Origin of the sequence: Clostridium thailandense (assembly GCF_019207025.1) — a bacterium.
In the GTDB taxonomy this organism is placed as follows: Bacteria; Bacillota; Clostridia; order Clostridiales; family Clostridiaceae; genus Clostridium_AM; species Clostridium_AM thailandense.
In genome coordinates, this window is record NZ_JAEEGC010000098.1 from 47474 (window position 1) to 67068 (window position 19595).

The 19595-nt window shown below is 31.3% G+C and carries 16 protein-coding genes; 12 read left to right on the forward strand and 4 right to left on the reverse strand.

Annotated features, from left to right (window positions below; genetic code table 11):
- Positions 1-14 precede the first annotated feature (14 nt).
- Positions 15-1079 carry a PocR ligand-binding domain-containing protein gene (locus I6U48_RS18045; protein WP_218321864.1) on the forward strand — a complete coding sequence of 355 codons (1065 nt, stop codon included), beginning with the start codon at positions 15-17 and terminating at the stop codon, positions 1077-1079.
- A 40-nt stretch (positions 1080-1119) separates the two neighbouring features.
- Here I6U48_RS18045 and I6U48_RS18050 read toward each other — a convergent pair whose 3' ends face one another.
- From I6U48_RS18050 to I6U48_RS30155, 3 genes are all read right to left on the reverse strand, one after another.
- Positions 1120-3432: a YcdB/YcdC domain-containing protein gene (locus tag I6U48_RS18050; protein WP_218321865.1), complete on the reverse strand. Its 2313-nt coding sequence runs from the start codon at positions 3430-3432 to the stop codon at positions 1120-1122.
- Positions 3433-3889: 457 nt separating this feature from the next.
- Positions 3890-4900, reverse strand: coding sequence for an AI-2E family transporter (locus I6U48_RS18055; protein WP_218321866.1), 1011 nt, complete (start codon positions 4898-4900; stop codon positions 3890-3892).
- Positions 4901-5196: 296 nt separating this feature from the next.
- Positions 5197-6027, reverse strand: coding sequence for a methyl-accepting chemotaxis protein (locus I6U48_RS30155; RefSeq protein ID WP_218321881.1), 831 nt, complete (start codon positions 6025-6027; stop codon positions 5197-5199).
- 298 nt (positions 6028-6325) lie between these two features.
- Here I6U48_RS30155 and I6U48_RS18065 point away from each other — a divergent pair, with 298 nt between their 5' ends.
- The 5 genes from I6U48_RS18065 to I6U48_RS18085 all read left to right on the forward strand — a co-directional run bounded on the left by I6U48_RS18065 (position 6326) and on the right by I6U48_RS18085 (position 11632).
- Complete coding sequence (locus tag I6U48_RS18065) at positions 6326-6697, forward strand: CopY/TcrY family copper transport repressor (RefSeq protein ID WP_218321867.1); 372 nt, start codon at positions 6326-6328, stop codon at positions 6695-6697.
- Positions 6698-6702: 5 nt separating this feature from the next.
- Positions 6703-8595 carry a M56 family metallopeptidase gene (locus I6U48_RS18070; RefSeq protein ID WP_218321868.1) on the forward strand — a complete coding sequence of 631 codons (1893 nt, stop codon included), beginning with the start codon at positions 6703-6705 and terminating at the stop codon, positions 8593-8595.
- 455 nt (positions 8596-9050) lie between these two features.
- Positions 9051-9392 carry a CidA/LrgA family protein gene (locus I6U48_RS18075; protein WP_218321869.1) on the forward strand — a complete coding sequence of 114 codons (342 nt, stop codon included), beginning with the start codon at positions 9051-9053 and terminating at the stop codon, positions 9390-9392.
- A gap of 5 nt (positions 9393-9397) precedes the next feature.
- A complete protein-coding gene (locus tag I6U48_RS18080) occupies positions 9398-10099 on the forward strand; it encodes an LrgB family protein (RefSeq protein ID WP_218321870.1) in 702 nt (233 codons plus the stop codon).
- Positions 10100-10564: 465 nt separating this feature from the next.
- A complete protein-coding gene (locus I6U48_RS18085; protein ID WP_218321871.1) occupies positions 10565-11632 on the forward strand; it encodes a CdaR family transcriptional regulator in 1068 nt (355 codons plus the stop codon).
- Between the two features lie 306 nt (positions 11633-11938).
- Here the strand turns inward: I6U48_RS18085 and I6U48_RS18090 are convergent, their stop codons facing one another.
- Entirely contained in the window at positions 11939-13165 is a 1227-nt protein-coding gene (locus I6U48_RS18090; protein ID WP_218321872.1) for an EAL domain-containing protein, read from the reverse strand.
- 599 nt (positions 13166-13764) lie between these two features.
- Here I6U48_RS18090 and I6U48_RS18095 point away from each other — a divergent pair.
- The 6 genes from I6U48_RS18095 to I6U48_RS30160 all read left to right on the forward strand — a co-directional run.
- On the forward strand, positions 13765-14640 hold the full coding sequence (locus tag I6U48_RS18095; protein WP_218321873.1) for a branched-chain amino acid ABC transporter permease: 876 nt from the start codon (positions 13765-13767) through the stop codon (positions 14638-14640).
- 13 nt (positions 14641-14653) lie between these two features.
- Positions 14654-15640: a branched-chain amino acid ABC transporter permease gene (locus I6U48_RS18100; RefSeq protein WP_218321874.1), complete on the forward strand. Its 987-nt coding sequence runs from the start codon at positions 14654-14656 to the stop codon at positions 15638-15640.
- The gene (locus tag I6U48_RS18105) at positions 15627-16397 is read left to right on the forward strand and encodes an ABC transporter ATP-binding protein (protein WP_218321875.1); all 771 of its coding nucleotides are present in this window, start codon (positions 15627-15629) and stop codon (positions 16395-16397) included. Before I6U48_RS18100 ends, I6U48_RS18105 begins: the two co-directional genes overlap by 14 nt.
- A gap of 1 nt (position 16398) precedes the next feature.
- Complete coding sequence (locus I6U48_RS18110; RefSeq protein WP_218321876.1) at positions 16399-17103, forward strand: ABC transporter ATP-binding protein; 705 nt, start codon at positions 16399-16401, stop codon at positions 17101-17103.
- 55 nt (positions 17104-17158) lie between these two features.
- A complete protein-coding gene (locus I6U48_RS18115) occupies positions 17159-18298 on the forward strand; it encodes an ABC transporter substrate-binding protein (RefSeq protein WP_218321877.1) in 1140 nt (379 codons plus the stop codon).
- A 280-nt stretch (positions 18299-18578) separates the two neighbouring features.
- The coding region (locus I6U48_RS30160; RefSeq protein ID WP_218321878.1) for a collagen-like domain-containing protein at positions 18579-19595 on the forward strand (1017 nt) is incomplete at its 3' end.

A 19595-nucleotide genomic window follows, 5' to 3' on the forward strand; every position in this document is an offset into this window, starting at 1 on the left:
AGAGGTGAAAGTTTATGCCAGAAGAAAATAGTATATCTACAGATGATATAAAAGATAAAAGTATGCAAGATTTGAAATTGGAAGATATAATAGATTTGAAATTTTTACAAGGATTCCAAGATAATTTTGCAAAAAGTATGGGAATGGCGAGCATTACTGTAAATATTGATGGCATACCAGTCACTAAACCGAGTTGTTTTACTAATTTTTGTATGGATTTGACAAGAGCAAGTAGTATTGGTAACAGCAGATGTATTGAATGTGATCGAAAGGGTGGGGAAACATCAACAAAAAGTAAAAGACCCGCTATTTACTCCTGTCATGCAGGATTAACGGACTTTGCAGCTCCAATTTTGTTAGGTGAAAGGCAAATTGGAACTATATTAGGTGGACAAGTAATAACTTCACCACCAGATGAAAATAAGTTTAGACAAATAGCGAAGGAAATAGATATAGAAGAAGAGAAATACGTACAAGCCTTAAGAAAGATTAGTATTGTGGAAAGAGAAAGAGTGGAAGCCGCAGCAGAAGTTTTATACATGGTTGCGAACACCTTATCTAAACTTGGATATGAACAATATAAATTGAAAAATATGTCTAAGACTATTAATGATAGCTTAGGACAAATATCTAGTTCAATGGAAGAACTTGCTTCAGTATCAATTAAATCTTCAGAAAATCAACATTCCTTAAATGATGAGATTCAAAATGTTCAAAGGAATTCTGTTGAAATTCATGAAATTCTGGACTTCATAAAGCGAATAGCTGATCAAACTAAAATGTTAGGATTAAATGCTGCAATTGAAGCTGCAAGAGCTGGTGAATTAGGTAGAGGATTTGGTGTTGTATCAAAAGAAATACGAAAACTTTCAGATAATTCAAAGCAAACAGTACTTAAGATTATGGAGCTTACAACTAATATTCAGAGTTCTGTAAGTAAAACACTTGAAGTATCAAATGATGCTTTTAATACTACAGAAAATCAAACTGCGGCTATTGAAGAAATAAATGCTAGCGTGGAGGAAGTTTTATCAATGACTCAACAAATGAATGAATTAGCAAGTAATATTAAAATATAGATAGTGGCTGTCGTACTTGCCTAAGTGCGACAGCCACTTGTTAATATCCATTACTTCTTAAGCTGTTCAGAGCCTTGTATATACTAACGGATAAGTCAGACATTGTAACTGAATCCTTTGGTCTGAACATATTATCAATGTCATTTGTAAGTCCAAGACCTTTAGATATAGCTATATATCCCAAGTTATCTGAAGAGATATCGTTCGTATCACTATAAGAAAGAAGAAATATTCCTTTTGCTTGAGCGAGTTTATCATAGCCTAAAAGCTTAACTATATCTTTAATCATTTCTTCTCTTGTAACAAGCTCATCACCTTTAAAATCTCCAGAGTTATCAAGTACTCCGTATGAAACTGCCATTTGAAGATATTTATATGTTTCATCTTCCTTTGATCCATTATAACTCATCTTAAGGCTTGGTGCACTGTCTAATACATAAGGTTTATAACCTTTTGCATTAACTAGTGCTTTTATTAATTCAGTCCTAGTTATTTTTTTATTTAAATCAAAATTCTTAGTATCGATTACTCCTAATGATGCTAAAATGCTAAGTTCTTTTTCTACTGGGCTTCCTTTAATTTTTTCTTTGAAGGATTCTATATTATTATCAAGTTCTCTCCCGCTGTAATCTATGAAATTGCCTTTAAAGGCTTCTACACCATTAAGTTGTTTATATTGCGTATCATTTAATAAGCTATATATCAATTTAACGCCTATATCTGATTTTATTGGATCTTTACTTTCACTAAAAAGTGTATATTGAAGCTGAGGCTTATACGTGATAAAGAATATATTTTGTGCATCATTTTTATTTATAATGTTGTTAGGTGAAGGTACATTTAAGTTTTGAGTCCATCTGCTGTTTATGTTACTTATATCGCCTGTTATTGAATTGAAATTAATATTAATAGTATTATCAGGGTAGCATATTCCATTAATTAATCTATTAAAATTAAAATCATAAAATGTGTCTAGATGTGGGATATTATTATAATACACTGAATGATCAATATGTGTTTGTTTAGTATTTATATCTTTAACTTTGTCTGGAAAGTATTTTTTTAGTATTTCTATAGACTTGCCATATGCTTGTTCCCAAGTAAGCTTTGTTTTGGAATTATTGTTGCCTATGTTAAATTTATCCATGGGGCTAAATTTACTTATTGATACAAGCTGACCTGTTAAGGAATCTATAGTTATCTGACCTTCTTCTCTAAAGTCACTATTTGAAGTCTTTTTTACAAACTGACCCGACCAACAAGTAAGAGAAGTTCCGTATATATCACGATCTTCTTGATAATTTGTTGATTCAATGTCGTAGTTATCGCCATATATATCTTTAATTATAGATTTCATTATGGGTTCTGCAGAAGTACTGTCTAATTCTTTATTTAATTTTTTTGATGGCGTATAGTTTGCTAAAAACAATTTTTTTTGATCTTCATTTAAGTCTAGTACTGTTCTATCGGAGAGAGTAGAATTGTCATAATCTAACATTTTGCCTTCTTTTGCATCAACATTGATTCCTTTTGATGTATCAGGTACATATGCAAGCTTTATAGTTTTGTTTTCGGTATCATATTTATATTCATTTCTATAAGGTATATATTTAAGTTCTAAGTTTATATTATCCTTAAATATCTGTGCTGCTTTTTCTTCTGATATGGTACCATCCTGAGAAGGTGGTTGAATTTGATTCCATCTAAAATTATAGGAACGAATTTTTCCTGTAACACCATCAACGCTTGTATTTAAATAATTATCCATAAAAGGAATGCTATTTATGGTTCTATAGTAATTAAAGTTATAAGAGGTTGGGTCTTCTTTCCAGCCATAGGACATATTATTATTACTAGATAATTTACATTGAGAAAACTCTTCTGGGTTTACTTTTCTTAAGAAACTTTTTGATATTTCTTTGGCCTGATCTTCTGTTATATTTGAAATTCCAGTAGATTGTCCATGTAGAGAAGTCATATTATCAAAACTAATAACTTTACCAGTAAAATAATCAAGCGATATATTGATAGTAACATCCTTTTCCTCGTTGTGAAGACTCCAACTTATTTGCCATATATAGTTTTTATTAATATTAGTAGATTGATAATCAGGTATAAAGTTTACATTGACCTGATATTTTGAGTCATCAATGGTTATATCGAAATAATTTTTTAAAAAGTTTTTTGCATTATTTTTTGCCTCGTCTTTTGATATTTTAGAGTTATAGTCACTTATAGTAGTAGTTATATTACTAGAAGAATTCTTGATTATATCTTGTGCATATACGGTCGATGTCAATGTTAGTGAAATTAATGCAGTTAGAATAATAGAATATGTTTTTTTACTTGTCATAGTTATCCCCCCTTTTTATAGACTTATTGTAGTTGAGTAAATTTTCAGTGTGGAATTTATTGGCACTTTATTAGACGATGGAAAATTGCAAAGCGCTCCCCCAATTAGAAAATTTTTTATAAAAGTAAAAGAAAGGCGTTTATATTAAAAAGAAAAGATTGGCTGCTGCACTTATATACACGACTGACATTTAACTTATTCTCGGTATATATTGGCATTCTCTCAGCACAATAAATACTATTGATAAGTCTAAAGCTCAGTATTTTGAAAGTCTAAGAACCATTGATAAACTTCTGTTTCAAACATATCAATAATTCTAAGTCTTCCTAAAATACTGAGCTAAGATTTATAATAAAAGTATTTTAATGTGCCTTGCAGAATGTCAATATATCCCGGAGCATAAGCTAAGTGTCGGCAGTGAGTATCTATAGTTCAACAGCCTCTCTTGCAAGTATAACTAATTTTCTGGGATTTGTAATATATCTAGTAAAAATACAAATAAAGGTATACCAAGGATTAATCCCCATACTCCCATATAGTGTTCTGAGAAAATTAAAATTAAAAACACAAAAAATACAGGTAGATGGACTGAAACAGACATTAATTTAGGTTTTATTATATATGCCTCCAGAATATGTAAAACGGCTAATATAAGCAATGCATCAATAACTTTTGTTATTCCACCTAGAGTAAAGGCTATCATTACTAGAGGGATAAGAGCTATAATCAAACCTGCTACAGGTATCAATCCTAATATAAACAGCATAGTACCTAAGCCGAGAATATTATCAAAACCAAAAAATAAAAATCCTATAGAAGCCAAGACTGCATTTATTAAAGAAAGAATAGCCTGTATTTCCATTATTTTTCCAAAGGAGCTTAAAAACTTCTTAGCAAGATACTTATAATATCTATAAATATAGGATATTCTACTTGTTTCAATTTTTCTTCCAAATTTAATTAGTTCATCTTGCTCAAGTATAAATAGTAAGCTTAATATAAAAGAAAGGAAAACATCTATACTTAATTGCTCTATTTTAATAACCCATTTTAAAATTAGGCCGCTGCTCCGACTTATATATCCGCTAATATTTGTTTGCTTTATTAGTACTATAATTTTATTATTTAAAATATCCTTATAGTTATTGAGATTAAAGTCTACCAGCTGATTTCTTAAAAAATATAACTGTTTAATGACAACAGGTACGTAATTATAAAATAAATAGGATATTCCCAAAAACATTAATGAGTAAATAAATATTATAATAGCCTTCTTTTTAACGGGAAGGACTTTATGTATAGATTTATATACAAAATTTACTGCTTTATAAAAAAGAAAGGAAAGGACAAAGGTTAGCAGTATTAGCGTAATCATACTCTTTATAGAGTAAAATAGAATGACTAGAAGAAACACTGCAAAAATCTTTTTCGCAAGTTCTCCAGTAACAAATTTTTCTAATGAATCCATTAAGCTCACATCCTCTTGTTAAAACAAATTGTATTTATATGTATCATTATAAGAGTTCTTGTAGTAATAACACAAGAGAAATTTAAAGGACGGCCTAGAAATACATATATTTTTAAATTTAAAATATAAAGATAAGATACTAATTTGTTAAAAACATGAGAATAAAAGAGGGGTTGTTGCATTTGAAAAGAATTCTATTTTTGGTTATATTCACCTAAATGCAACAGCCACTATATACATCGTGAACCCTGTACTGACAATAAAGTTATCAGCGTTTTAACTGTAATTAGCATAAATCATTTGATTTCCAAATCTTTGGTAACTTTTAATAAAATATCAGATAATGATTTAAGTTCCTGTATAGAAGCGCTTAATTGTTCGGAAGCAGCAGCTTGCGATTGGGTACTTGAGGAATTTTGATCTATCATATTCATTATAAGATTTATAGATTCCTGCATGGATTTAAGTCCGTGCTCTACTTGATTTACAGCATTTTTGCTGTTTATAGCAAGCTTTCGTATTTCTCCTGCTACAACTTGGAATCCTTTGCCTTCTTGGCCAGCTCTTGCGGCCTCTATTGCAGCATTAAGTCCTAAAAGGTTAGTCTGATTTGCTATATTTCTTATAAGATCTGCAATTTTAGAAGTTTCATCTACATTTTTTCTTGCTACTTGAGCAGAAGATACTATATCTTCTTGTGAAGTAGCAATATTTTGTGCATTTGTAGTCATATCAGTAATTCCAATTGTCATATTTTCAATATAAGCAGATAGACTTTCGACCACATTATTTAGCTGTTCGAACATCCTTATTTTAGTCTCTAAACTCCAACCTACTCCTACCGCTCCCACAATTTGGCTGTTATCACCAAATAAAGGTACTGTAATAGCTTTAAATGGAACCCCTAATAACTCTTTTGGAACAATAACTCTTTGAGTTTTTCTTGTTTTAATAGCTTCATATAAACCATCGCCAGGATGCAAAGCTAATCCTTCATGTCCGGCATTAACTGTTTTTCCAGGCTTATAATATATTATTTTGTCTAAATTAGATATAACTAGCATTACATCTTCATCCTGAAATATCTCCTCAAAAATTGAGGAGATATTTAACATAGAATCTAGCATATTCAAATCTTTATCCCCCTTTAATTATTTGTTTAATAGCATTTAATATATGAGTATATTATAGCAAAATTTGTTATATTTTAAAAGTTTATATTTTAAAATATAAACTTTCCTTTAGTGAAATTAGTTAATAGAATAAAATTTAGTAGTTGTTGATGAAATAGTTACAAATAGAAAGATTATAGTCAAAAAATGAAAAAATTATCTTAAGATACCTTAAAGTCATTTTATTGACAGTTTAGGATTACAATTGTATACTTGAAAGTGTTAACAAATGTAATCCAAAGGAGGTAATTTCATGAAAAAGGGCCCTAAAATATCAGAAGCAGAATGGGAAATTATGAAGGTGGTGTGGTCGAAAAAAATGTGTACTTCAAGCCAAATAATTGAAGTCATTGAGAATAACACAGAGTGGAAGCCTAAAACAGTAAAGACTTTAATTAGTAGATTAGTTGGAAAGAATGTACTTGGTTATAAGGAAGAAGGAAGAAAATACATCTATTATCCATTAATGGAAGAAAGTGAATGTATAAAAGATGCAAATCAATCTTTTTTAAGTCGGGTATATGATGGGGCAATAAAGAAAATGCTTGTAAGTTTTATAAAAGAAAGTAATTTGTCAAAGGATGATATTGAAGAATTAAAACGCATTCTAGATGAGAGGAAGTAGAATGGATGTTAAGGTTGTTTTTCTATAACTATATTCTGTTTAATTGGATAGTTCAATTGTCAGTTGCTGCAAGTATATTGGTGGTTTTAATTATTATTATTCGAAATTTGCATAGAAACATATTTGGAGCAAAATTTCAATATATAATTTGGTTTGTTGTGGTATTGCGTTTAATAGTACCACAGCTTCCAACAAGCTCAATTAGTATATTTAACTATATACCAAAAGTAAATCAAATGCCTCCAATAATAGTTGCGAACAAAAATATTCAAAATACAAGAATTATAAGTACTGGGGCGAGAGTTAACTCTGCGTATGGTGTATATGATGACAAAGATACCTTTAGAGGCGCTGGTTTAACAAGTTTCAGTTATATAGCTAAAACTACACCTTTAGATCAAAGTATAAATTTTATTTTTTCTCTTATATGGATAATTGGAGTACTGGGAATAAGTATATATAAAATGTCAATCTATATACATTTTCACAATAAAATTAAAAAGGGTTACTATATGTGTGACGGCGAAATAAGCAATGTACTAGAAAATTGCAAAAATAAAATGAATATTACTGGAAATATTAAGTTGGTTCAAACAGAAAGAGTTATAAGCCCCTCACTTATAGGATTTATACGACCTATAATACTTCTTCCTAAAAATATTGAGGAAATAGTACCAATTGACAAGCTCAACTATATATTTATTCATGAATTAGCCCATTTAAAAAGAGGCGATGTAGTCACTAATTGGATTATACTTATATTACGTACTTTACATTGGTTTAATCCAACTATTCAATATGGTCTTGTCAAAATGTGTGAGGATATGGAAATATCTTGTGATTCTCTTGCATTGTCATATATAAATGACGACGAGACAAAAGCATACGGTCTAACAATTCTCACTCTTGCCGAAAAGCTCTCAACTCATACTAGACTTCCTGGAATGGCATCATTGGTCAGCAACAAATCTAAAATGAAAAGGAGAATTATTATGATAAAGTTGTTTAATAAAAAATCTTATAAGCTTTCTGCAATGGCAATGGCTACAATACTGGTATTAGGATGTTCTGTACTAACAGATGCAAAAGCTTCATCAATAAAAAAGCAAATAGCATCTAAGATTTCCATGCATCAAGATAAAATAGATTATCCTTTTGTAAATGATGATCAGATAATTGGAAGATGGCAAAGTGTGGACTTTGTCAATGAAATTAATGATTTTAAAGTTGATTCTAAAAGCTTCAAGGGAAATTTATATGTTAGAGAGTTAAATGTTTTGCAGGATGGAAAAGTATCTAAAACTGCATTTACATGGACCAAAGGTCTTTTTTTAAATGAAAGCGATAAAACTGCCAGCAAATACGTAATCAAAGAAATAGAAGGTTCGACCTATATGTTTTTTGAATGGAAAAGTGGAGATTATACACTGTGGGGAAGAAAACCAAGTTATTATGTAATGAAAAAAATAAGTTCAACACCGTCACTTACGATTAATATGTTAGGTAAAGAGGTTGGAAATACAAGAATTGATAAAGTTGATTATTCATTTATAGATGATTCACAAGTAATTGGGAAATGGAAAAGCGTTGATTTTGTGAAAAATGCTAACGACTTTAGACCTGGGATTCAATCATGGCAGACAGATCTATTTGTAGACAACTTAAATTTCTCTAAAGGTGGAAATGTAAGCTTATGTGTTGCTAAGGATGGAGAAACTTATAATGTAAATCTAACATGGACAAAGGATCTTGTTATTGATAAAAATAATAAGACTGCTAGTAAATATATAATTAAAGAAATAAATGGGTCAACTTATATGTTCTATGAATGGAAGAGTGGAGATTATACAGAAGCAGGAATGCAACCTTGGTACTATGTACTAGAAAAGACAGACTAACAACTTAAGAATGGGGCTGTTGTACCGCATATAGATAACCACGGCCGAAAGTTGATTTATGCTCCGGGAGATGTTTCCAAGCTTCAGCGCGATAAAAACTTTTTGTCAATCTAAAGCTCAACATTAAATTATAATCTGAAAGTAATAGCTTTTTAGGAAAATGACCTATTATGAATGTATAGGTTTTCAATAAGCGAATATGATTTGTAGCTCTAATCTATTGATATTACTTATGTGTAATAAATAGGAAAAAAACTAGTTTTTAAATAAATTTGTTCAAATGAACAAAAAAAGTATGAAAAAATAAATCAAATGACTAATGTATATTTATTTGAACTAGTTTACAATATTATTTATAAACTAAATCCACTGAAAGTAAACAAATGTTAGTTTTAAAGCATTTTTAGATGAAAATGCTTTTGTTGTTATCCGAAGTTTAGAAAGGAGTATTAGTTATGAAAGTAATAAGAGAATTATCAGTAGTTTTTATATTTTGTTTCTTAGGTGAGATGATTAAAAATATTTTAGGCTTAACTATACCTGGAAATGTAATTGGTATGATATTGCTATTAATTTCTCTATGTCTAGGAATTGTTAAGGTTGAATTTATAGAAGATATAAGTAAATTTCTTTTAGATCATTTATCATTTTTCTTTGTTCCAGCAGGTGTTGGACTTGTTACAAGTATAGGAATTGTAAAAAACTGCTGGCAGTATATAGTTATTACAATAGTGTTATCGACAATTGTTGTTATGGCCGTTACAAGTATGACAGTTCAGTTATTTAAGAGGAGTTGAATAAAATGAAAGAATTAGTGTCTACATCATTATTTGCTATAATGATTTCTTTGGTATCTTTTGAAATAGGATGTATTGTTAATAAAAAGACTAAACTAGCTATTTTAAATCCGCTTTTGATAAGTATAGCATTGGTAATAATGCTTATGAAGTGCCTTAACGTAAGCGTAGAAGATTATAATAAGGGAGGTCAGTTTATCTCTTTATTGTTATCTCCAGCGACTGTAGTGTTAGCAGTACCACTCTATAAAAAAATAAAGCTTTTGAAGGAATATGCGTTACCTATATTTACAGGTATATCTTTAGGTTCTTTAGGTGGAATTATAACGATTATAACTTTATGCCATTTATTCGGGATATCAAAGTCTATAGATCTTTCAATAATACCTAAATCAATAACTACTCCTATAGGAATTGAAGTTTCAAAGCAACTTGGAGGAATTCCTTCGATAACAGTAGCAGCAATTATAGCAACTGGGATAATTGGAGCTATAATTGGACCAGTAGTTTTTAAAATTCTTAATATTAAAGATGAGGTAGCGATAGGAGTTGCGCTTGGTACCGCTTCACACGCAGTGGGTACGTCAAAGGCTATTGAACTTGGAGAGATTGAAGGAGCTATGAGCAGCCTTTCTATAGGGATAGCAGGACTTATAACAGTATTGATTGCACCAATAGTTACAAGAATATTTAATAGTTTAATATAGGGTTGCACGGCTGAAAATTAACTTATACTATGAGAATTATTGGTAATACTTAGAAAATATGAACATATTTCTAGAGGACAATTGACAAAGGACAGAGGACAGTGAAGGTGAGTTTTCTTCCTTACGTCAGAAAACTAATTTATTTTTAGGCTTGTGTTTTGCTAATGCAAAACATCGCTTATTCAAATACTCAGAAAGTAGCTCTGCTAAAAAAGAAAGTAGGAGTTTTTTAAAATTAAAGATTTTTCGTAGTGCAGCGGAGAAAAATTCTCCTTCACTGTCCTATGTAAATTGTCCTCTGTCCTCTAAAAAATAGTTAATTTATGTTAACTGTTACCAATAAATATTTTTTATAAGTTAACTTTCTGGTTGGATATCTATAAAACTAGATATAAACTTGAGATCTAGTATGACGTTAATTATTTGTGTAAAGTAATATTTAACTAGAGTAAAAAGGAGTATATGATGATTAAGTTATCTGAACAGCTGGCTCAGAGAATTGTAGATCAAATGATAAAAGTTATACCTTATGAAGTAATAATTACTAATGATCAAGCTATAATTATAGGAAGTAGTTATAAGGAAAGAATTGGTAAATTTCACTCCGTATCTAAAAGTGTACTTGAAGCTAAGGAACCTGTGGAAATTTATGACGATTCTCTTTTAGGAGTAAAGAAAGGAGTGAGTTCGCCTATTTTCTTTAGTGGAAGATTAGTAGGAGTTATTGGAGTAGCAGGAAATCCAAATGTTGTAAAACCTTTCAGCGAACTAGTGAGAGTTACTGCTGAACTTTTGATTAATCAAGAATATGTTCTGACTGAGCGGAAAATAAAAGAGCAAGAAATAGAAAAATTTCTTTATGAATTGGCTTATGCAAATGAAGAATATTCTCAATCTTTTATTGAACGGGGACTTTCCTTGGGAATAGATTTAACAATTTCATATACAGCATTAGTTATAAATTTTGAAGAAGAAAGTCTAGGAGAAATAAGATATTATTTAAATTGTTTTCTACAAAATAATGAATATTATTTATTGCTAAATCCTAATAGTATAGTAGTTTTTATGTGTAGTGATAAACCTATTGTTAAGACATTAGAAAAATTCCTTACGACTAGATTTATATGTAATATGAAGATAGGAATAGGACTTAATGAATCTATTGTTGCTAACTCAGTAAAACAGGCTTTTACAGCGTTAAATATTGGAATGAAATTGGAAAGTGAAAAAAATATTTATTTATATGAAGATTTGCGTTTCGTTTCTATGCTTGCTAATTTTAAGCGAGATTTCAAATTAGATGACATAATTAAAAAGTTGAAGAGTGAAGGAAAGCAGTCAGAGCTTTTAGATACCCTAGCGGCTTATGTTTATAACAATGGAGAAGCAAATAAAACTTCTGAAGTGCTTCATATACATAGAAATACGTTGAATTATAGATTGGAAAAGATTCAAGAGATTTCAGGCAAAAATCCAAAAAACTTAATTGAACTTTTTGAACTTTTTACAGCTTATGTAATTTCAATGTTATAGTGAAAAATATAAAAAATGACAAATTTAAATGTTTCCTATTTTATTAAAAATTATCTATGTATTCCTTTATTTATTATGTTTATACTTATTAGGATAAGAACAGAAAGCTAGTTCCATTTGAAGAATGTAATTCTGAATTTAAAGAATAAAAAATATAGGTAAACACGGTCGATATTTAATTTACCCTCCAGGATATGTTATCAAACTTCAACACTATAAAAATTTTTATATGTGTCTTCAGTTTTGACAACATATTCCTGAATATAAGTTTTAAGTGTCGGCTGCGTTTATCTATATTTTTGTTTTCTATAGATTAATATAATTGGGATTTAAATCTATACATAGAATATAGTTTTTGTTATCGACTCCTTTAAATTTTTCTGAAATAGTTATGCATAAATTTCCGCTGGCTAAAGAAATGTACGCATCAGTTACATATTTGTTTAGACCCATGTTGTCTAGAAAATAATAATATTTCTTTAGAGAATGATCAGTTCCTTTTTTTGCAGGCTTAAAAATAAAAGCTTTTTGAGAAAATATTGTTTTAAAACGAGTAATTGTATCGCTAACTTGCACACCACAGTTATCTAAAACATATGCACATTCGAAAAAGTCGTACTTATTGATAAATTCAGTTAATTTATCATCGAATTCATTTTCTTTAGTTGTTGAAAGGCTAGTTATAATGTTATTTAAGCATTCATCATAGCGCTTATGATTTGATTTTTCGAATTCTATTTGTTCTGTTTTATGCTTTTTATACTGAGAAGCTATATAGTTAACTTTTTCTTTAACAGAATTCAAAAAATTACCTTTAATATTTTTATATTCCCCAAAATAATCTCCTTGAAGCATTTCTGCGCCTAATTCTAATGAAGTTATTGCCTGCCCTTCTACATTTATGCCATCAGCAACTACTAGTGCACTAATTTTTTTGGATAGGTTTACTAGTGATTTAAATACTTCCTGCTTATAAAAGTTCAATTCTATATCTTTTGTAATAGATTCGCTTATTTTAATAATATCTGGCTCTACTTGAGAAATCTTATCTAAATTTGCAAAACCTGATCCGATGGTTAGTGCAACAAGAAATCCCCTACTTCTATATGAATTGATAAATTGCTGCAATATGTCTACATCATCTATGTTGTTTTCAAATATCTCAAGAACTACGTTTTGTGGGTTGATATTAGACTTGTTTATAAGGTCTAATATAATTCCGGAACCTACGAACTTTGAGATTACTGCCATATTTATGCTAATGAATAATAATTTTTCATCATCGGTACAAATATTGTTGAATTTCTCGATAATATTCTTTCGAATTAACCTATCTAAATCTATTTCAGAATCATTTTTTTCAGCACAATCGAATAATTCATTTGCAGGAAAAAAATGACCATATAAATCAGCCCCCATACTAGTTCCGGCTAATCCAATAACTGATTTTCTGATTACTGATACAATAGGTTGAAATTTAACATCGATAGTTGAGTTATCAAGTAAATTTTTTATATCTATTGCGTTGTTCATAATTAAATCCCCTCCGCTAAAGTATGAAATATTTAAATATAATAATACTATTTTATCAGTAAATTGAAGGGGAGTAAACAATCAAATGAAATGAAAATTAATCAACAATTCACTTTACAACGATTACATAGTACTTTGTTAATAATATTGCGAATAAAATGATATATTATTAAAAAATAATAAAAATATTTATTCGAAATCATATTATGCGAATGCGATTAAAAGTAATCTTTCGTATGGCGGAAAATTGAAAAATGTGTTTTGAAGTGCTTTTTATTGAGTGTATAAAAGGAACTAAGAAATAAAAAGTTCTTATGTATGTCTTTAACTTTGAAAATATATTCCTGAGCATAAGTCAACTTTATGTTTGGTTATCTATAAAATTTCTGATTTTGAAGCTTGATTTTAATGAAAATGAATAAAACATATAATAAAAATTCAAAATCAAACGATTACAGAATTAATTATTAAGTTACATCTACATAAATTAACGATTTATCAAAAAAATACACATTTTTTTGATAAATTACTTGATTTAATGAAAGTTATATAATATAATCTTTCATATCATAGAAAATTAAATGAAGGGGGCAATTAATATGAATTTTACTCAACAATTGATAAATGGCTTAGCATTAGGTAGTGTTTATGCGTTGATAGCCATTGGATACACTATGGTATATGGAATAATAAAACTTATAAACTTTGCTCATGGTGATATATATATGGTTGGAGCTTTCTTTGGATATCTGGTAGTTACCAGTTTTAAAGTTGGATTTATACCAGCATTGCTGATCGCTATGGTAGGATGTGCGTTATTAGGGGTAATAATTGAAAAGGTTGCGTATAAGCCTCTTAGAAATTCGCCTAAGATAACATTATTTATTACTACGATTGGTGTGTCGCTTTTGTTAGAAAATGGATTTAGACTTATATTTGGACCTAACCCTAAGCCATTTCCAGAACTTCTAAAGGCAAAAATATATAAAATAGGAGCTTTGCAGATAAATAGTTTGCAAATATCTATGTTGCTAGTTTCAGTTATTTTAGTAGTTTTACTTCAATACATCATTTACAAGACTAAAATAGGAAAGGCTATGAGGGCAGCTTCCTTTGATACAGAGGCTGCACAACTGATGGGAATAAATGTTAATAATACAATATCTTTAACCTTTGCTATAGGTTCAGCATTAGCTGGTGCAGCTGGAGTTTTAGTAGGAATGTCTTATCCGAAGATAGATCCATATATGGGAATAATGCCTGGGCTTAAAGCCTTTGTAGCTGCAGTTTTAGGAGGTATAGGAATTCTTCCAGGAGCTGCTGTAGGTGGATTGATGTTAGGTATAGCAGAAACGCTTACTAAAGCCTTTATATCTTCAAAGCTTGCAGATGCTATAGCATTTGCAATATTAATAATAACACTTATGGTTAGACCATCTGGATTATTTGGCGAAAAAGTTAGTGAGAAAGTGTAGGTGAAGCCTTATTATGAAAAATAATATTAAGAGTATTATGATAGTTTTAATTCCAGTGTTATGTGCATTTGGAATAATACAAGAACTTATAAGTACTAAAACATTGAATAGTTATCATACCCAAATATTAATATTGATATGCATTAATGTGATTCTAGCTGTTAGTCTAAATTTAATAATAGGTTATACAGGACAGTTAGCTTTAGGACATGCAGGTTTTATGTCAGTTGGAGGATATACAGCAGCTATGTTAACTTTAAAATTACATCTGCCCTTTGCAGTAGTGTTATTAGGAGGAGGGCTAATGGCAGCGTTATTTGGCTTGATAATAGGTGTTCCTGCATTAAGGCTTAAAGGAGATTATTTAGCTATAACAACCTTAGGCTTCGGTGAAATAATAAGAGTTGGTATTGTGAATATTGATGCGCTTGGGGGTGCAAGAGGTCTTGCTGGCATACCTAAGAAAACCAATTTTGCTATAGTTTTCTTTATAGTTTTTGCAATGATAGTAATTGTTAGAAACATGATTAAGTCCTCTCATGGACGTGCAATGATATCTGTAAGAGAAGATGAGATTGCAGCGGAGGCAATGGGAATAAATACTACTAAATATAAGGTAATAGCTTTTGTTACGGCTTCCTTCTTTGCTGGCATAGCAGGAGGTTTATATGGACATTATTTCATGTTCTTAGATCCAAAAACTTTTGATTTTCTAAAATCTTTCGATATACTTGCCTTTGTAGTATTTGGAGGAATGGGAAGTTTATCTGGATGTATCTTATCAACAGCAATACTAACAACTCTTCCAGAGGTGTTAAGATCTATAGCTGATTACAGACTAGTTATTTATGCTCTTTGTTTGATTCTACTAATGTTATTTAGACCTCAAGGCTTATTGGGAACAAAAGAACTTTCTCTAAGCTGGTTTAAGAATTTAATAAAGCATAAAAAGACTATTGACTTATCAAAGGAAGGAGGAAGAGAAGATGTTGTTGCTTAATGCCAAAGATTTAGTAATAAAATTTGGAGGACTCACAGCTGTCTCAGATTTTAATTTAACTATTAAAGAAAATGAACTTATTGGGTTAATTGGCCCTAATGGGGCTGGAAAAACAACGGTTTTTAATATGCTTACTGGTGTGTATCAACCTACTAGTGGTCATATAGAGATTTTAGAAGAAAAAGTTATTGGGTTAAAACCCTATGAATTAACGAAAAAGCATATAGCACGTACCTTCCAAAATATAAGACTGTTTAAACAAATGACTGTTTTGGATAACGTAAAAATCTCTTTTAACTACCAAGGCAAATATAATTTTGTAGAAGCTATATTAAGATTACCTAAGTATTATAAAAAAGAAAAAGAGATGGATGATAAAGCAAGAGAATTATTGAAGGTTTTTGGATTGGAAAGTAAAGAAGATGAACTGGCTATGAATCTTCCTTATGGGGAGCAAAGAAAACTTGAAATAGTAAGAGCATTAGCAGCAGAACCTAAAATACTTCTTTTAGATGAACCTGCTGCAGGAATGAATCCTCAGGAGACAGCAGAGCTTATGAATCTTATTAATTGGATAAAAGATAAATTTAAGATTTCAATATTATTAATAGAACATGATATGAAGTTGGTAATGGGTATATGTGAGAGACTTATAGTATTAGACCATGGGCAAATATTAGCAGAAGGTGTGCCACAAGAAATAAAGAAAAATCCAAAGGTAATACAGGCATATTTAGGAGAGGAGGTCGCGGTATAGCATGCTAGAGGTTAAAAATATAAATTTATTTTATGGAGGAATTCATGCACTAAAGGACATATCTTTGGAGGTAGATGAAGGAGAAATTGTAACTTTAATAGGAGCTAATGGAGCAGGTAAAACCTCAACTTTAAGAGCGATATCTGGCTTGACTTCGATAAAATCAGGAGAAATAACCTTTAAAAATAAATCACTAAATAAAGTTCCTGCATATAAAGTAGTTGCTGATGGAATGTCCCATGTGCCAGAAGGAAGGAGAGTTTTTTCTAATTTAACGGTTATGGAAAATCTTGAATTAGGAGCTTACATTAGAAATGATAAAAAGGGAATAAAAGATGATTTTGATATGGTTTTTGAAAAATTTCCAAGATTAAAGGAGAGAATGAATCAGCTGGCAGGAACCTTAAGTGGTGGAGAACAGCAAATGCTAGCAATAGGAAGGGCGCTTATGGTAAGACCTGAGCTTTTGCTAATGGATGAGCCTTCTATGGGACTTGCACCTATAGTAGTACAGGAGATATTTAATATAGTAAAAGAAATTAATAAAAGTGGAACTACCATTTTATTGGTCGAACAGAATGCTCATATGGCGCTTTCAATAGCTAATCAGGCATATGTCTTGGAAACTGGACAAATAGTTATGAAAGGTGATCCTAAAGAAATGTTAAATGACGATTCAATAAGAAGTGCTTATCTTGGAGAGTAATAAAATTAATATATTATAAAATAAAAAACAATTAAGTTATGTAGGGGGAAATGATATGAATAAGAAATTAATGGCTTTATTATTAGGTGTAGCGATGGTTACAACAGTGTTTACAGGTTGTGGTCAAAAGAAAGCAGCAGATAGTGGTGAAATTAAAATAGGTGTAGTATTGCCGCTAACAGGTGATATAGCTGCGATGGGACAATCAGCTAAAAATGCAATCAGTCTTTTAGATGAACAAGTCAACGGTAAAGGCGGAGTGTTGGGAAAAAAAGTTAAATTTATAATTGAAGATGATGAGAATAAGCCTGCAAATTCAGCAAATGTAGCTCAAAAACTTATTACAGAGGATGTTGTGGGGATTATAGGATCTTATTCAAGTAAGTGTAGCATAGCTATGGCTCCTGTGGTAAATGCTGCAAAAATTCCAATGATTACCGGAACGTCAACAAATCCTAAAGTTACTGAAGCGGGAGAATATATATTTAGATCTTGCTTTATAGATCCATTCCAAGGTACAGTTATAGCTAAATTTGCAATAGGCGATTTAAAAGCAAAAACTGCAGCTGTTCTCTTTGATAACGGCAATGATTATTCAAAAGGATTGTCTGAATTCTTTCAGGCCGAATTTAAAAAAGAAGGTGGTCAAGTTGTAGATGCTGAAACTTATGCAAATGGAGATCAAGATTTTAATGCTCAGCTTACAAAAATAAAAGCTTTAAATCCGGATATATTAGTACTGCCGGATATGTATAGTAATGTTGGACTTATTACAAAACAAGCAAGAGCAGTAGGAATAAAAGCAACTTTCCTTGGTGGAGATGGATGGGATTCGCCAGATTTATTTAAAATTGGTGGTGATTCTGTAAATGGTTCTTATTTCACTAACCATTTTTCACCAGATGATACATCACCAGAAGTTGTTGAATACAACAAAGCATACAAGGCTAAATTTAATACGACTCCAGATGCTACTTCAGGACTTGTATATGATGCAGGAAAAATACTTATAACTGCAATTGAAAAAGCAGGCAGCGCAGATCCAGAAAAAATAAAAGATACTATGAAGGGATTAACCGTACAGGTTGTATCAGGAAAAGTTTCTTTTGATGAAAAGAGAAATCCGGTAAAGAGTGCAGTTATAATAAAGGTAGAAGATGGAAAACAAAAGTTTGTTAAAAAAGTTAATCCATAAAAATATTATAATTTATAATCAGTCTGAGTGCAGTAACCTAACAGGTATACTGCACTTTTTTAGGTTGATTTTTTATAGTGCTGAAGAACAGTGATGTGTATTCACATGTAATTGTCTGATATGGATATATGTATAAAAATAATGATTATAAATAATTTTGTAACAACATTAGAAAATCGTCATATTATTTATTAAGGATAAACTCCTTAAATTTAACTCTATTGAGTTACAATGGAAGCTACCATTTGATGTATATTTTTCATATAAGGAGGAAATAAATATGGCAAGACATAGAGACTCACATCATTCAAGGAAGAGCCATTCATTTATCAATAAACACGAAAATAAAAATAATGGTGCAAGCGAAAGAGCATATTGCGAAATCGACGAGAATGATGTAGATGAATTTGAGTATTATAATGAAGACGAAAATTATAATGAAAATGAAAATTATGATGAAGATGAATATTGGGACGAAGATAAAGAAGAGAATGAATGCCATAATAAGGAAGAGCATAAGCATTCCTGTTCTTGTAATAAATGCATAACTGTTTGTGGTGAAGAAGGACCTAGAGGGCCTAAGGGAGATCCGGGCTGTCAAGGACCAAAAGGATGCAAAGGAGATCCAGGCTGTCCAGGACCACGAGGACCAAAAGGCTGTAAAGGAGACCCAGGTTGCCAAGGACCGCAAGGGCCAAAAGGTTGTAAGGGAGACCCAGGCTGTCCGGGACCAAGAGGACCAAAAGGATGCAAAGGAGATCCAGGCTGTCCAGGACCACGAGGACCAAAAGGCTGTAAAGGAGACCCAGGTTGCCAAGGACCGCAAGGGCCAAAAGGTTGTAAGGGAGATCCAGGCTGTCCAGGACCACGAGGACCAAAAGGCTGTAAGGGAGATCCAGGCTGCCCGGGACCACAAGGACCAAAAGGCTGCCCAGGACCACGAGGACCAGAAGGTTGTCAGGGAGAGCGAGGGCCGAAAGGATGCCCGGGACCAAAAGGAGATCCAGGCTGTCCAGGACCACGAGGACCAAAAGGCTGTAAGGGAGATCCAGGCTGCCCAGGACCACAAGGACCAAAAGGCTGCCCAGGACCACGAGGACCAGAAGGTTGTCAGGGAGAGCGAGGACCGAAAGGCTGCCCGGGACCAAAAGGAGATCCAGGTTGTCCAGGACCACGAGGACCAAAAGGCTGTAAAGGAGATCCAGGAGCAATAGGACCAATGGGACCACAGGGCCCAACAGGACCAACAGGAGATCCAGGAGCAATAGGACCAATAGGCCCACAGGGCCCAACAGGA

Coding starts and splice junctions, on each gene's coding strand:
- I6U48_RS18045 (WP_218321864.1), top strand. CDS start 15: ATGCCAGAAGAAAATAGTATATCTACAGATGATATAAAAGATAAAAGT.
- I6U48_RS18050 (WP_218321865.1), bottom strand. CDS start 3,432: ATGACAAGTAAAAAAACATATTCTATTATTCTAACTGCATTAATTTCA.
- I6U48_RS18055 (WP_218321866.1), bottom strand. CDS start 4,900: ATGGATTCATTAGAAAAATTTGTTACTGGAGAACTTGCGAAAAAGATT.
- I6U48_RS30155 (WP_218321881.1), bottom strand. CDS start 6,027: ATGCTAGATTCTATGTTAAATATCTCCTCAATTTTTGAGGAGATATTT.
- I6U48_RS18065 (WP_218321867.1), top strand. CDS start 6,326: ATGAAAAAGGGCCCTAAAATATCAGAAGCAGAATGGGAAATTATGAAG.
- I6U48_RS18070 (WP_218321868.1), top strand. CDS start 6,703: ATGTTAAGGTTGTTTTTCTATAACTATATTCTGTTTAATTGGATAGTT.
- I6U48_RS18075 (WP_218321869.1), top strand. CDS start 9,051: ATGAAAGTAATAAGAGAATTATCAGTAGTTTTTATATTTTGTTTCTTA.
- I6U48_RS18080 (WP_218321870.1), top strand. CDS start 9,398: ATGAAAGAATTAGTGTCTACATCATTATTTGCTATAATGATTTCTTTG.
- I6U48_RS18085 (WP_218321871.1), top strand. CDS start 10,565: ATGATTAAGTTATCTGAACAGCTGGCTCAGAGAATTGTAGATCAAATG.
- I6U48_RS18090 (WP_218321872.1), bottom strand. CDS start 13,165: ATGAACAACGCAATAGATATAAAAAATTTACTTGATAACTCAACTATC.
- I6U48_RS18095 (WP_218321873.1), top strand. CDS start 13,765: ATGAATTTTACTCAACAATTGATAAATGGCTTAGCATTAGGTAGTGTT.
- I6U48_RS18100 (WP_218321874.1), top strand. CDS start 14,654: ATGAAAAATAATATTAAGAGTATTATGATAGTTTTAATTCCAGTGTTA.
- I6U48_RS18105 (WP_218321875.1), top strand. CDS start 15,627: ATGTTGTTGCTTAATGCCAAAGATTTAGTAATAAAATTTGGAGGACTC.
- I6U48_RS18110 (WP_218321876.1), top strand. CDS start 16,399: ATGCTAGAGGTTAAAAATATAAATTTATTTTATGGAGGAATTCATGCA.
- I6U48_RS18115 (WP_218321877.1), top strand. CDS start 17,159: ATGAATAAGAAATTAATGGCTTTATTATTAGGTGTAGCGATGGTTACA.